General features: G+C 59.0%; 11 protein-coding genes and 1 tRNA gene. 10 read left to right on the top strand and 2 right to left on the bottom strand.

Annotated elements, in window-relative coordinates:
• The first annotated feature begins 84 nt into the window (after positions 1–84).
• The 10 genes from WFM46_RS11725 (at position 85) to WFM46_RS11680 (ending at position 12,729) form a co-directional block, all read left to right on the top strand.
• Positions 85–161: transfer RNA gene (locus tag WFM46_RS11725), tRNA-Arg, on the top strand.
• A gap of 361 nt (positions 162–522) precedes the next feature.
• Entirely contained in the window at positions 523–867 is a 345-nt protein-coding gene (gene yajD / locus WFM46_RS11720; RefSeq protein ID WP_103178545.1) for an HNH nuclease YajD, read from the top strand.
• A 120-nt stretch (positions 868–987) separates the two neighbouring features.
• A complete protein-coding gene (locus tag WFM46_RS23845) occupies positions 988–1,782 on the top strand; it encodes a hypothetical protein (protein WP_139156322.1) in 795 nt (264 codons plus the stop codon).
• A 440-nt stretch (positions 1,783–2,222) separates the two neighbouring features.
• Positions 2,223–4,409 carry a TonB-dependent receptor gene (locus tag WFM46_RS11710; protein WP_336997662.1) on the top strand — a complete coding sequence of 729 codons (2,187 nt, stop codon included), beginning with the start codon at positions 2,223–2,225 and terminating at the stop codon, positions 4,407–4,409.
• 119 nt (positions 4,410–4,528) lie between these two features.
• Positions 4,529–6,502, top strand: a complete 1,974-nt coding sequence (locus WFM46_RS11705) for a PhoX family protein (protein ID WP_336997661.1) — start codon at positions 4,529–4,531, stop codon at positions 6,500–6,502.
• Between the two features lie 103 nt (positions 6,503–6,605).
• Entirely contained in the window at positions 6,606–7,994 is a 1,389-nt protein-coding gene (pheP, locus tag WFM46_RS11700) for a phenylalanine transporter (RefSeq protein WP_336997660.1), read from the top strand.
• Positions 7,995–8,265: 271 nt separating this feature from the next.
• Positions 8,266–9,504 carry an MFS transporter gene (locus WFM46_RS11695; RefSeq protein ID WP_180210398.1) on the top strand — a complete coding sequence of 413 codons (1,239 nt, stop codon included), beginning with the start codon at positions 8,266–8,268 and terminating at the stop codon, positions 9,502–9,504.
• A 14-nt stretch (positions 9,505–9,518) separates the two neighbouring features.
• Positions 9,519–10,544, top strand: a complete 1,026-nt coding sequence (locus WFM46_RS11690) for a sugar phosphate isomerase/epimerase family protein (RefSeq protein WP_336997659.1) — start codon at positions 9,519–9,521, stop codon at positions 10,542–10,544.
• Positions 10,537–11,679 (top strand): Gfo/Idh/MocA family protein, encoded by a 1,143-nt coding sequence (locus WFM46_RS11685; RefSeq protein ID WP_336997658.1) that lies wholly within the window; start codon positions 10,537–10,539, stop codon positions 11,677–11,679. The genes WFM46_RS11690 and WFM46_RS11685 overlap by 8 nt, the downstream gene beginning before the upstream one ends.
• A gap of 75 nt (positions 11,680–11,754) precedes the next feature.
• Positions 11,755–12,729, top strand: coding sequence for a LacI family DNA-binding transcriptional regulator (locus tag WFM46_RS11680; protein WP_336997657.1), 975 nt, complete (start codon positions 11,755–11,757; stop codon positions 12,727–12,729).
• On the opposite strand, the gene WFM46_RS11675 is transcribed toward WFM46_RS11680, so the two are convergent.
• Complete coding sequence (locus tag WFM46_RS11675; protein WP_263951221.1) at positions 12,730–13,974, bottom strand: mechanosensitive ion channel family protein; 1,245 nt, start codon at positions 13,972–13,974, stop codon at positions 12,730–12,732. It lies immediately after the preceding gene.
• Between the two features lie 66 nt (positions 13,975–14,040).
• A partial coding sequence (locus WFM46_RS11670; protein WP_336997656.1) for an MFS transporter occupies positions 14,041–15,018 on the bottom strand: 978 nt, incomplete at its 5' end.

Genomic DNA, 15,018 nt, shown 5'->3' with positions numbered 1-15,018 from the left:
GAGGATTGTACTAAAATCAATTGACTCAACCGGCGTTGACCGTATAATTCCACGCGCTTCACCACTGCGAAGTTTCTTCTCTGTGCGCCCTTAGCTCAGTTGGATAGAGCAACGGCCTTCTAAGCCGTAGGTCAAAGGTTCGAATCCTTTAGGGCGTGCCATTCAAAATCAATAAGTTACGACAAACCTCCCACCTCACCAATAAATCACGCGGGTAAATTGCCGTGTATGTTTCCTGCCCCTAAAATCCCGCCACTAAGCATCACCTTCACGCACAATATTTAACCTACTCACGAATAGCTAATATTCTGTATCCACTCCCCTCTTAAATCTGCTTTCCTAAAAGTGACCCAATCTTTCGGGGGGCTGCTGTACGCATACGCGAGGGGCTGGCTGAAGAAACCGCGGCGAATGACCAGAAAACGGTTTACAAAATCGCGCGAAACCTCGTTTAACCTTCGGTTCCATTCTGCGATATAGTAGGGGCATTCTCGTCTCACCTTCTGACAGGTAACACCGGCAATGGCTCTGATCCCAAAAAACTACGCGCGGCTGGAAAGCGGCTACCGTGAGAAAGCCCTCAAAATCTATCCCTGGGTATGCGGACGCTGCTCGCGGGAGTTTGTCTATTCAAACCTGCGTGAACTGACGGTTCATCATATCGATCATGACCACACCAATAACCCGGAGGATGGCAGTAACTGGGAGCTGCTGTGCCTGTTCTGCCATGACCACGAGCATTCGAAGTACACCGAAGCCGACATGTACGGAACTACCGTGGTGGCGGGCGAGGATGCGCAAAAGGATGTGGGGGCAGCCACCTACAACCCCTTTGCCGATCTGAAATCGATGCTCAACAAAAAATAATCATTGAGTTTTCCAGGCCGGGCAAGCGACGCGACCCCGGCAACGCCCGAACAGATAACGGATGAGTCTTCAGAGGGAATGATGTCCGGTATTGCGCATTACTATGTCCAGCAGCAGAGCATGAACACGCAGCAAGTGGCGACGCTATCGGCTCAGACCGCCTCTTCAGGGGCGTCGCAGACCAGCGTCCCGGCCTCTTTTCAGCAGGTATCCCACGCATCGCAACCGATCGTTTCGCAGCCCGCTATCCCGACGCTCAATTCCGCTGATACCCGCCAGACCGCCGTTGCCGCAACGCCCGCCTCGTTTGGTCAGCTGGATCAGTACGCCCGTATCCAGGGCTGGAGTGAGAAGCAAATCGCGCTGATGAACCGCCTGTCAGCGTACAAAAACAGCCGCTCCGGTCCCGCCTGGCGGGCGCCAGGCGCAGGTGTTCGCGGGATTCGCAATAACAACCCCGGCAATCTGGAAGCCAGCTGGGCATTTAGCTGGCTGGGGCAGAATGGCACTGACGGGCGTTTCGCCACCTTTGCCACCCCCGAACACGGGATACGCGCGCTGGGGGTCAACCTGCTCTCCTACCAGCGACGCGGGCTGGATACCATCAGCAAAATTATCTCCCGCTGGGCGCCACCGCAGGATAATAACGATACCACCGCCTATATCCAGAATGTCAGCCAGGCGCTCGGCGTCTCGCCCACCACCCGGCTGGATGTAACCTCGCCTGAGATATTACGCGCCCTCAGTAAGGCGATTATTCGTCAGGAAAACGGCAATGTGCCGTTTTCGGATGAGGTTATCAACAGTGGCGTCTTTTCGGCGCTGGGGATGGCGGAGCTTTCTGGCGCCCAGCCTGCGGTGTTGAAAAGCATGCCGGTTGACTCCCCCTTTGTGTTGCAAGCCCGCAAAGAGTAACCCGCGCTCATCTCCCTTTTTACTTTGTTGCTCCTGTTTACACTTGATCATATAAAGATAATGAGTATAGTTCTCATTCTCTTTAGTGTTTGTGGGCACGTATGGACCTTCCCGCAGCAACAGTGAGGCAGCTCTCACACGGAACACTGAGCGTTAACGGGAGACGCTGCCCTGGCCTGACGGCCTGACACCAAAATCCAAATCGCAAACCGATGCGATGCAGGCGTCCTCTTCATACTTTTGCACGGTAAAGGATGTTCCTGATGAGCCAAAAATTGTTCGCCCCAACACCTGCTTTAGCCCCCACGCAGACCAGCGTCGTCAAACGCTGTCTGGCTGACGAGCCCGACAGTGTGGCCCGTATCGCTCTGAAATAGTCTTTTTATAACAACGAAGGCCCGGCGACGGGTCATTTTGCGCGCACGTTGAAAGAGTTAATCATGAACAACACCAGAAAAATGAACAAAACGCTGCTGGCTCTCGCCATCGGCGCCATCGCCCATTCTGCCGTCGCGGCGGAGAGCAAAAAAGAAGAGACCCTCGTGGTGCAGGCCGCACCCAGCGATTTTAAACCCGGCGGCGACCAGCTGGTGCCAGCCTTCCTGGACGGACAGGTGGCGAACGGCGGACGCATGGGGATGCTCGGGCAGCAAAATGCCATGGACGTGCCGTTTAACATCATCAGCTACACCTCGAAGCTGGTGGAAGATCAGCAGGCGCGCACCATAGCCGACGTGGTGGCTAACGATGCGGGCGTCCAGTCCGTGCAGGGCTACGGCAACAGCGCGGAGAGCTACCGCATTCGCGGCCTGAAGTTCGACGGGGATGATATGACCTTCGGCGGACTTTCCGGCGTGCTGCCGCGTCAGGTGGTGGACGCGCAGATGGTAGAGCGGATTGAGATCTTCAAAGGCGCCAACTCCCTGATGAACGGTGCGGCCAGCTCCGGCGTGGGCGGGATGATCAACCTTGAGCCGAAACATGCAGGCGCCACGCCGCAGGCGAAAGTGGGCGTGGACTACACCTCCGATTCTCAGATTGGCACTACCCTGGATGCCGGACGTCGCTTCGGTGACAACGACCAGTTTGGTGCCCGCGTCAACGTGGTCCACCGGGAAGGGGAAGCCCCGGTCGCCAACGATCGCCGCCGCACCACGCTGCTCTCCACCGGCCTCGACTATGCGGGCGATAACTTCCGCAGTTCCGTGGATCTGGGTTATCAGAAGAAAACCTTCCACGGCTCAGAAACCGGGGTCAACGTATCCGGCGTGGATTTCGTGCCGGAGCCGCCGAAAAACGATCGTAACTACTCCCAGAAGTGGGCCTACAGCAATATCGAAAACGAATTCGGCATGTGGCGCAGCGAGTATGACATCACCGATAACTGGACCGCCTATACCGGTCTGGGGGCACAGCACGCTCATGAAGAAGGGCTCTACAGCGGTGCGAAGCTGGTGGACAAGAGCGGCAAAGCCACCGCAACCCGCCTGGATACTAACCGCCTCAGCGACAGCGTGAGCGGCATGGCGGGCATTCGCGGTAACTTTGAGACCGGCTTCGTGACGCACAAGGTGAACGTCGGCTATTCGGCGATGACCAAAAACGAAAAAATCGCCTGGAAGATGTCCGCCGCGAAAGATAACCCGGTCACCAACATCTACCACAACACCGGCGTGGATGCGCCGCCGAGCACCAACTTCAACGGCTCAGGCGGCAACTACAGCGATCCGCTGACCAGCGGCCGCACCCGCACTCAGGGCTGGCTGCTGAGCGACACCCTCGGCGTGCTGGACGATAAACTGCTGTTTACCGTCGGGGCCCGTCATCAGAAGGTGGTGATCCGCGGCTATAACAAAATCACCGGGATGGAAAATGCGGCTGACAGCTTCGATGGCGACCGCTGGATGCCTACCTACGGCGTGGTCTATAAGCCGTGGGAGACGGTCTCGCTCTATGCCAACCACACCGAGGCGCTGCAGCCGGGTAAAACCGCGCCAAACACCGCCATCAACTACGGTCAGAGCACCGGTATCGTCCACTCGAAACAGAACGAAGTGGGTGTGAAGGCCGATTTCGGCCGTGTGGGCGGCTCGCTGGCGCTGTTTGAGATCAAAATGCCGTCCGCCATTCTCGACAGCCAGACCAAATACTACGGTCTGGATGCCGAACAGCGTAACCGCGGTGTGGAGCTGAACGTCTTTGGCGAGCCCATGCTGGGCCTGCGTCTGAACGCCAGCGCCACCTGGCTGCAGGCGGAGCTGACCAAAACCAACAACGGCGTTAACCAGGGCAACGACGCGATTGGCGTGCCGAACTTCTACGGCGTGCTGGGGGCCGAGTATGACATCAAGCCCGTCGATGGCCTGACCGCCACCGCCCGGGTGAACCACTCTGGCTCACAGTATGCGGATCTCGCCAACAGCAAGAAGCTGGATAGCTACACCACGCTGGATCTGGGGGTACGTTACCGCTTCGCGGTGAACAATGACCAGAACCAGATGACCGTTCGCGCCGGGATCGAAAACGTCACCGATGAGAACTACTGGGCAAGCGTGGATGACAGCGGCACCTACCTCTTCCAGGGTGAGCCGCGCACCTTTAAGGTCTCTGTCGGCTACGAATTCTGAGTTCGTTCTTTATTAGTGGGGCAGGGATGCCCCACTGTCCGACTGTTATAAAAATGTAATCAATTGTTCTTATAGTGTTCCCACTTTATCGTTTCTTAGCCAAAAGAAAGGAAGCCATCGTGGGTAAACCTCTTAAGTCCGTATTCAAAAAAGAACATCGTGACGATGTCAGCAATCCCAGCGCTAACCCGGTATTTTCCAGCGTGGCGGAGATGTTCCTCTCCCGCCGTCGCTTCTTGCAGATGGGTGCCGTAGCCGGTGCCGCCGCCTCTTTCCCGTTCCTGCTCAAGCCTGAAAGCGCCCTTGCGGCGGTTTCACAGCCTTCCGCTCTGAGCAAGGCGGTTTCGCTCGGCTTTACCAGCATTCCGGTCTCCACCGACGACACGGTCAGGGTGCCCGAGGGCTACATCGCCCGGCCTTTCTACCGCTGGGGCGATGCCACCGGCATCAAGGACGCCATGCCGGCGTTCAAATTTGACGCCAGTAACACCACCGACGAGCAGGCGGCCCAGGCGGGCATGCACCATGACGGTATGGCGTGGTTTAGCCTGCCGCAGGGGGAGGAGAACCCCGGCCACGGCCTGCTGGCGATGAACCATGAGTATATCGACAACGGCATGCTCTTTACCGACGGCACCGCCAACTGGAGCCAGGACAAAGCGCGTAAAGGCCAGAACGCGATGGGCGTGTCGGTTATCGAAGTGAAAAAGAACGGCAATGACTGGGAAGTGGTGCGCCCTTCCAGCTTTGCCCGCCGCATCACGGTCAACACCCCGATGCAGATCACCGGCCCGGCGCGTCAGCAGGAGTTAATGAAAACCGCCGCCGATCCGCAGGGCGAGCGGGTGCTCGGCACCATGCAGAACTGCGCCAACGGCCACACCCCGTGGGGGACTTATCTCACCTGCGAAGAGAACTGGTCAGATATTTTTGTTAAGAAAGGCGAGCGGAACGCGCTGGAGAAGCGCTACGGCATCAGCGACAGCGATGAGTCCTACCGCTGGAGCGAAGTGGACGACCGCTTCAACGTGGATAAAACCCCTAACGAGCCGAACCGCTTTGGCTGGGTAGTCGAGATCGACCCCTACAACCCGGACTCGACGCCGCGCAAGCACACCGCCCTGGGGCGCTTCAAACATGAAGGCGCCGCTGTCACCCTGGCCGCAGATAAGCGCGTGGTCACCTACATGGGCGACGACCAGAAGTTTGAGTACATCTACAAATTTGTCTCCGACAATAAATATAACCCGGCGGATCGCGACGCCAACATGCAGCTGCTCACCACCGGCACGCTCTACGTCGCCCGCTTCAACGACGACGGCTCCGGCGAATGGCTGCCGCTGGTCTTCGGCCTGAACGGGCTGGATAAGAGCAAAGGCTTCGAAAGCCAGGGCGATCTGCTGATCAAAACCCGTCTGGCGGCCGACGCGGTGGGCGCGACCAAAATGGACAGGCCGGAGTGGATCGCGGTCGATCCCCACAGCAGCGGCAGCGTCTACTGCACCCTGACCAACAACAGCGATCGCGGTAAAGAGGGCAAAGCGCCGGTAGATGCGGCCAACCCGCGGGCCAATAACACCTTCGGTCACATCATGCACTGGCTCGAAGAGGGGAGCGATCCCGCGGCCCTGCGTTTCAAATGGGATATTCTGGTGCTGGCCGGACGCACGGAGACGACGGATGAAAAGGCGAAGGGCAGCATGAAGGGGGCCGAATTCGGCAGCCCGGACGGCCTGTCGTTTGACCATCAGGGCGTGCTCTGGATCCAGACTGACGTCTCCTCCAGCACCATTAACAAGAAAGCCTACGAGGGGATGGGCAATAACCAGATGGTGGCGACCATTCCGGGCACCAACGAGTATCGCCGCTTCCTGACGGGCCCGCGCGGCTGCGAAATTACCGGCATCGCCTTCACGCCGGATAACCGCACGCTGTTTATCAATATTCAGCATCCGGGTGAGGGCGGGGACGACATTACCGACCCGGCAAACCCGCGCGCCGTCTCCAACTGGCCGGACAACAACCCGAACGGACGTCCCCGGGCGTCAACGGTCGTCATCACCAAAGCGGACGGCGGCCTGATCGGTTCGTGATCCTCTCCCGCCGGGCAGCAACCGTTGCCCGGCGTTTAACTTGCTCCCGTCTGCCTGAAGTGTTAAAAGGTGCCCCTTCCTCAAAAAGAGACAGGGCCAGGCCGTGAGAAACGCCTCATCCGCTTCAGACAAAAGTGCTGCTGAAGCCGCGTCGGAACAGACACCGACGCTCCATCGTGGTTTACAAAATCGACATATTCAACTTATCGCTCTCGGTGGCGCTATCGGCACCGGACTGTTCCTCGGTATCGGGCCCGCGATTCAGATGGCCGGCCCCGCCGTGCTGCTGGGCTATGCCATTGCGGGCATGATCGCCTTTCTGATCATGCGCCAGCTCGGTGAGATGGTGGTTGAAGAGCCGGTCTCCGGCTCCTTTGCCCATTTCGCCTACAAATACTGGGGCCCTTTTGCGGGCTTCCTGTCGGGCTGGAACTACTGGGTGATGTTCGTGCTGGTGGGCATGGCGGAGCTGACCGCCGCAGGCATCTATATGCAGTACTGGCTCCCGGACGTACCCACCTGGGTCTGGGCCGCGGCGTTCTTCATCATCATTAACGCCGTCAACCTCGTGAACGTGCGCCTGTACGGTGAGACGGAGTTCTGGTTTGCCCTGATCAAGGTGCTGGCGATTATCGGCATGATCGGCTTTGGTCTGTGGATGCTCTTCTCCGGGCACGGCGGCGAGCGGGCGACTATCGACAACCTGTGGCAGCACGGCGGCTTCCTCGCCACCGGCTGGAAAGGACTGATACTGTCCCTGGCGGTGATCATGTTCTCCTTTGGCGGACTGGAGCTTATCGGCATTACCGCCGCCGAAGCCCGCGATCCGCACAAGAGCATCCCGAAAGCGGTCAACCAGGTGGTCTACCGTATTCTGCTGTTCTATATCGGCTCGCTGGTCGTCCTGCTGGCGCTCTACCCGTGGGTGGAGGTGAAGTCGGACAGCAGCCCGTTCGTGATGATTTTCCACGATCTGAACAGCAACCTGGTGGCATCGGCACTTAACTTCGTGATTCTGGTGGCCTCGCTGTCGGTCTATAACAGCGGCGTTTACTCCAACAGCCGGATGCTGTTTGGCCTCTCCGTGCAGGGCAACGCCCCGAAATTTTTAACCCGCGTCAGCCGTCGCGGCGTGCCGGTTAACTCGCTGCTGCTCTCCGGGGGCATTACCTCGCTGGTGGTGCTGATCAACTATCTGCTGCCGCACGAAGCCTTTGGCCTGCTGATGGCGCTGGTGGTGGCAACGCTGCTGCTGAACTGGATCATGATCTGTCTTGCCCACCTGCGTTTTCGCGCGGCGATGCGTCGCAAAGGGCGCGAGACGCAGTTCAAAGCGCTGCTCTACCCGGCGGGTAACTACCTCTGTATCGCCTTCCTGGCGATGATCCTGGTGCTGATGTGCACCATGGATGGCATGCGCACCTCGGCGATCCTGCTCCCGGTGTGGATTGTCTTCCTGTTTGCGGCGTTTAAACTCTCCCGCAAAAAGTAGTGCGGTTTCTGCCCGGCGGCGCTGCGCTTGCCGGGCCTACAACTTCGTAGGCCGGGTAAGGCGAAGCCGCCACCCGGCATAAATGCAAGCACACAGTAAACTGTAGGCCGGATAAGCGCAGCGCCACCCGGCACCCCCGCACACCCCACTTCACCTTTATCGTGACCCCTCTCGCACTTCTTAACCGATCCCCAGGATCTTTGTTTTGTAATCGATTACTTTTCACTTGATGCGATTTGTAATCGATTACTTTTTACGGGTGGGGCTTATCATGGTGTCGACAACTGAAAGTAGTGGAAAGGTGACAGGGGAGTACCGGCTGCTGGTACCGCGCCTCTCCCTAATGATGTTCCTGCAATTTTTTATCTGGGGTAGCTGGTCGGTAACGCTCGGTCTGGTGATGACCCAGCACAACATGTCATTGCTGATTGGCGACGCCTTCTCCGCCGGGCCGATCGCCTCTATTTTATCGCCGTTTGTGCTCGGGATGCTGGTGGACCGCTTCTTCGCCTCGCAGAAGGTGATGGCGGTGATGCACCTGGCCGGGGCGGCGATCCTGTGGTTCGTGCCGGGGGCGCTGATCGCGGAGAACGGCGCGCTGCTGATCGGCTTACTGTTTGGCTACACGCTTTGCTACATGCCAACCCTGGCGCTGACCAATAACATCGCTTTCCACAGCCTGGCGAACGTCGACAAAACCTTCCCGGTGGTCCGCGTATTTGGCACCATCGGCTGGATTGTGGCGGGCATCTTTATCGGCGTCACCGGCGTGGCCGCAAGCGTCACTATCTTTCAGGTGGCGGCGGCCAGCTCCGTCCTGCTGGCACTCTACAGCCTGACGCTGCCGCACACGCCTGCCCCGGCCAAAGGGATGCCGGTGAAGGTGCGCGATCTCTTCTGCGCCGACGCCTTCGCCCTGCTGAAAACCCGTCACTTCTTTATCTTCTGCCTGTGCGCGATGCTGATCTCCGTCCCGCTCGGCACCTACTACGCTTATACCGCCTCTTACCTGGCGGATGCCGGGATCGCGGATGTCAGTACCGCCATGTCCTTCGGCCAGATGTCCGAAATCTTCTTTATGCTGGTGATCCCGCTGCTGTTCCGCCGTCTGGGCGTTAAATACATGCTGCTGATCGGCATGCTGGCGTGGTTTGTCCGCTACGCGATGTTTGCTCTGGGGGTAAGTGAAGAGGGGCGCATCCTGCTCTATCTCGGCATCCTGCTGCATGGCGTCTGCTATGACTTCTTCTTTGTGGTGGGCTTTATCTATACCGACCGCGTGGCGGGCGAAAAGGTCAAAGGCCAGGCGCAGAGCATGATCGTGATGTTCACTTATGGTATCGGGATGCTGCTGGGCTCGCAGATTTCCGGCGCGCTCTACAATCGTCTGGTGGCGGGGCAGGCCGTGCCGCAGGCGTGGGTAACATTCTGGTGGATCCCGGCGGTGGCTGCTGCTGTGATTGCACTCGTTTTCCTTGTCTCGTTCAAATATGACGATGACAAGGCGTAATTTCTGGAGGTGGTATGAGGACGATTAAAGGCCCGGGTATTTTTCTGTCGCAGTTTATTGGGGAGCAACCCCCGTTCAACACCCTCGACGGGCTGGCCGGTTGGGCGGCGGAAAAGGGCTACAAAGCGCTGCAAATGCCCTGCAACCATAAAGCGATTTTTGACGTCGAGCAGGCGGCAGAAAGCCAGACCTACTGCGACGAGATAAGCGGCAGGCTGGCGGAAAAGGGGCTGGTCATCAGCGAGCTCTCCACCCATCTGGAGGGGCAGCTTATCGCGGTCAATCCGGTCTACGACGAGGCGTTCGATAACTTCGCTCCTCCGGCGGTGCGCGGTAACGCCAGCGCCCGCCAGGCCTGGGCGACCGATATCGTGAAAAAGGCGGCGATCGCCTCGGCACGGCTCGGATTAACCGCCCACGCCACTTTCTCGGGATCGCTGGCCTGGCCGTTTATCTATCCCTGGCCGCCACATAACGAGGCGCGTTTTGCGGAGGCGTTCAGCGAGCTGGCCCGCCGCTGGCGGCCCATTCTGGATACGTTCGATGAGCAGGGGGTTAACGTCTGCTATGAAATTCATCCCGGGGAAGATCTGCACGACGGCGTCACCTTCGAGCGTTTTCTGGCGCTGGTAGACAACCATCCGCGCTGCAACATGCTTTACGACCCGAGCCACCTGCTGTTGCAGCAGATCGATTATCTGACCTGGATCGATCACTACCACACCCGCATCAAGGCGTTTCACGTTAAGGATGCCGAATTCCGTCCCAACGGGCGCAGCGGGGTGTATGGCGGCTATCAGAGCTGGATCAACCGCGCCGGACGCTTCCGTTCGCCGGGGGACGGGCAGATCGACTTTAAGGGCATCTTCAGCAAGCTGACCCAGTACGACTACGACGGCTGGGCGGTGCTGGAGTGGGAGTGCTGCCTGAAAGATGGCGAAACCGGGGCGCGGGAAGGGCGCGAGTTTATCTCCCGCCACATTATCCCGGTATCCGATCGGGCATTTGATGATTTTGCCGCAGGAGAACTTCATGATTAACGTCGGCATTATCGGCAGCGGCTTTATCGGCCCGGCGCATATCGAAGCCCTGCGCCGCCTGGGGTATGTGCAGGTGGTCGCCCTCTGCGATGGCTCGCTGGAACAGGCGCAAGAGAAAGCCCGGGCGCTGAACATTCCTCACGCCTACGGCAGCGTGGATGCACTGCTGGCGCACCCGGAGCTGCAGGTGGTGCACAACTGCACCCCTAACCACCTGCATGCGGCGATCAACCGCCAGATCCTGCGTGCCGGTAAACATGTTTTCTCCGAAAAGCCGCTGTGCATGACCCCGGACGAGGCGCGGGAGCTGGTCACGCTGGCGGAACAGGCGGGGGTGATACACGGCGTGAGCTTTGTCTACCGTCAGTTTGCGATGGTGCGCCAGGCGGCGAGCATGGTGGCGCAGGGCAGCCTCGGACGGCTCTTTGCCGCCCACGGCAGCTACCTGCAGGACTGGATGCTGCTGGAAACCGACTACAACTGGCGAGTTGATGCCGCGCTCGGGGGCGCATCGCGGGCGGTGGCCGATATCGGCTCCCACTGGTGCGACACCATTCAGTTTCTGACCGGACGGCGCATCACCGAAGTGATGGCCGACCTCTCAATCGTCTGGCCGACCCGCAAGGCGAACATCGCCGGTACTCAAACCTTCAGCCAGGCGGGCAACGCGGTGTATGAAGACAAACCCGTTACCACCGAGGATTTCGGCTCGGTGCTGTTCCGCTTCGACGACGGCAGCAAAGGTAGCTTTACCGTCTCGCAGGTGAGCGCCGGACGTAAAAACCGCCTCAGCCTGGAGGTGAACGGCAGCGATTGTTCCGTGGCCTGGGATCAGGAGGTGCCCCAGCAGCTCTGGGTGGGCCATCGGGCGCAGGCCAATCAGACGCTGACGGACGATCCGGGCCTGATGAACCGGGATGTGGCTGACAGCGCCCACTTCCCGGGCGGCCATATCGAAGGCTGGCCGGACGCCTTTAAAAATATGATGGCGCACTTTTATCAGGCGGTACAGACGGGCAGGATGCCGGAGAAGCCGGTGTTCGCCACCTTCCATGACGGAGCGAGCGTCATGTATATCATTGATGCGATAGTCAAAAGCCATCAGCAGCAGCGCTGGGTCAGCGTCGCGCAGTAGCCGCTTGCCCGGTACGCCGGGCAACGAATTTATGGTAGCCTGCTGCTAACGCAAACTGCAGGATCACTCGTCGCTATGTCAATTCAGAAAATCGCCCAACTGGCGGGCGTCTCGGTGGCGACGGTATCGCGCGTGCTGAATAACAGCGATACCGTCAAAGCCAAAAATCGCGATCGCGTCTTGCAGGCGATTAAAGAGGCGAACTATCAGCCCAATCTTCTGGCCCGCCAGCTGCGCACGGCGCGCAGCTATATGGTGCTGGTGATGGTCTCCAACATTGCCAACCCGTTCTGCGCCGAGGTGGTGAAGGGTATTGAGGAGCAGGCGGAGAAAAACGGCTACCGCATTCTGCTGTGCAACTCCGGCTCCGATATTGAACGCTCCCGTTCGGGGCTCAGCCTGCTCTCCGGCAAAATGGTCGACGGCATTATCACGATGGATGCCTTCACCCGCCTCCCCGAACTGGCGGCACTCATTGGCGATGCCCCCTGGGTGCAGTGCGCCGAATACGCCGATGCGGGGGCGGTCTCCTGTGTGGGGATCAACGATGTCGACGCCTCCCAGCATGTGGTCAGCCGCCTGGCCGACGGCGGGCGACAGCGGATTGCGCTTATCAACCACGACCTGAGCTACAAATATGCCCGCCTGCGCGAGCGGGGCTATAAAAGCGTGCTGCATCTGCGCGATCTGGCGTATCAGGCGGTAGAGTATGCGAGCGATCTGAGCGCGGCGGCCGGGATGACGGCGATGAGCAAACTGCTGGCAACAGAGCCGCGCCCGGATGCGGTATTTGCGGTCTCCGATACCCTGGCCGCGGGAGCGCTACGCGCTATCGAAAAGGCCGGGCTGCGCGTGCCGGAAGATATCGCGGTGGTGGGTTTCGATGGCACCGAGCTGTCGGAGATGGTCTCGCTGACCACCATTGAACAGCCATCGCGGGATATCGGGCGCAAGGCGGTCGATCTGCTGCTGAACAAAATCGACAACCCCGATGCGCCCACGGAGCGGGTGATGATGAACTGGCGCTATATTTCCCGCGCCAGTACCTGATTATTTCGCCAGCACGCCGGCCAGGGAGCGAATATCGTTCCCGGTGGGCGACTGGTGAATACGCAGGCCAAATTCATCGATCACCGCAAAAATATGGTCGAAAATATCGGCCTGAATCGCCTCATATTCCGCCCAGATGACGGTGTTGGTAAAGGCATAGATTTCAATCGGCAGGCCGTTGGCGTCCGGCGCTAACTGGCGCACCATCAGGGTCATATCCTGGCGAATACGCGGATGGTTGCGCAGATATTCATTCAGATAGGCGCGGAAGGTACCAATATTGGTCATTTTGCGCAGGTTCAGCACCGATTCGCCTTCCCCGTTTTGCTGATTCCACAGGGTGATTTCCTCATGGCGCGTGGCCATATAGGGCTTGAGCAGCTTCGCCTGAATCAGCCGCTGCTGTTCCTGTTCGTCGAGAAAATGAATGCTGGTGGTATCAATATTCAGGCTGCGCTTAATCCTGCGTCCGCCGGAGGCTGACATGCCGCTCCAGTTGATAAAAGCGTCGGAGACCAGCGCCCAGGTCGGGATGGTCGTAATGGTGTTATCAAAATTACGCACCTTGACGGTGGTCAGGCCGATATCGGTAACCGTACCGTTCGCGCCATATTTTGGCATCTCCAGCCAGTCGCCAAGCTTGAGCATATCGTTAGCCGAAAGCTGAATACCCGCCACCAGCCCGAGAATGGGATCTTTAAACACCAGCATTAATACGGCTGCCATCGCGCCCAGGCCGCTAATCAGAATGGCCGGGGACTGACCAATCAGCAGGGAAATAATCAGGATCCCCACCAGAATGGCGCTCACCAGCTTGATCCCCTGGAAGATGCCTTTCAGCGGCAGCTGGGAGGCGGTGGCCATTTTTTGCGACAGGTTGAATATCACGTCCAGCAGCGAGAAGAACGCCAGCAGGGCATATACCATCACCCACAGCTTCGCGCAGGTGGTTAATATCTCTGCCGCGTCGCTGCCTTTTTGCAGCCACAATACCGCCTGAACGTTGACGATGATCCCCTGCAGGGTAAAGGCCAGGCGGTGAAATAATTTATTCTGGGTGATGATCTGCAGCCATAAATGGCTGCTGGCCCGGGCCCGTTTCTCGAAGGCCCGCAATACCACTTTGTGCAGAATAAAGTGAATAATCAGCGAAGTAAGAAAAATAATTCCAAAGATAATCACGAGGGAAGTGGTGTGATTAATTTCAATTCCTGACTCTTCGACCAGGGAAATAAACTCCTGCATAACATCTCCTGTATTAAAGCAGCCGCCATAATGGCGGCTGCGGATCGATTATGCAAACCCAGGGGCTTATCGGGACGCGTGGCAGGCTTTCGTGACCGGCAGGCTAAGACGATGGCGCAGCCGCAGGGTCGCCAGCGCCAGCACCACCATCATGCCCGTTTCCACCGCCAGGAAGAGGTTAATCGCCTCCGCGTAATCCCCGTGATGGTTTTGCAGGGCGTGGAGCAAAATCGCGCCAAATATTGCAGGCCCCAGGCCGAGCGCCGCCTGTTGCAGGGTGCTGAGAATGGCGCTGGCGGCCCCGGCGTCATCGGGCTGAATATCGCGCATGCCGATACGGTAGAAACTGTTCACAATCAGCGCCTGGCCGTAGCCCACCAGCCCGGTGGCCGGGGCGAGGGTCAGGGCGGTGTTCTCCAGTCCCCAGATGCGGAAGGTGGCGATCAGCGCCAGCAGGCCGGTTATCTGAATTGCCAGGCCGGTAAGCAGAAGGGTGCTGGTGCTGTAGCGGGCAATCAGGCGCGGGGCAAACCACGCCGAGACAAAATAGGTCACGCCCAGGGCGATAAAGCTGTTGCCGGACTGCCACGGCGCCATCCCCAGACCGGTCTGCATGGTCAGCGCCATGCAGAACATAAACCCGGACCAGACGCTGAAAAAGAGCAGCGCAATCAGCACGCCAAAGCGGATGCTGCCGAGTTGCATTAAGCGTGGCGGGATCAGCGGGTGGGCCCCTTCGCGCTCTTTTTTACGCGCGTTCAGCGCCATCAACCAGGCCAGAGGGACAATAGCGACCAGCATCGCCTTCAGCGGCCACGACCAGTGCCACTGGGGCCCCAGCGCCATCGGGAACAGCAGGCAGCAGAGGATCGCGGCCAGCAGCGCAGTACCCGGCCAGTCGATGCGCGACGGCGTATCGCGACGGGTTTCCGGAACAAAACGGCGGCTCAGGGCCAGCACCAGCAGGCAGATAGGCACGTTGATAAAGAAGGCGTTGCGCCAGCCCAGCCCGGCGATATCGGCCGACACCAGCCAGCCGCCGCC

It is taken from the genome of Leclercia sp. M50, assembly GCF_037150775.1.
In the GTDB taxonomy this organism is placed as follows: domain Bacteria; phylum Pseudomonadota; class Gammaproteobacteria; order Enterobacterales; family Enterobacteriaceae; genus Enterobacter.
This window is presented reverse-complemented; position numbering and strand designations above follow the sequence as displayed.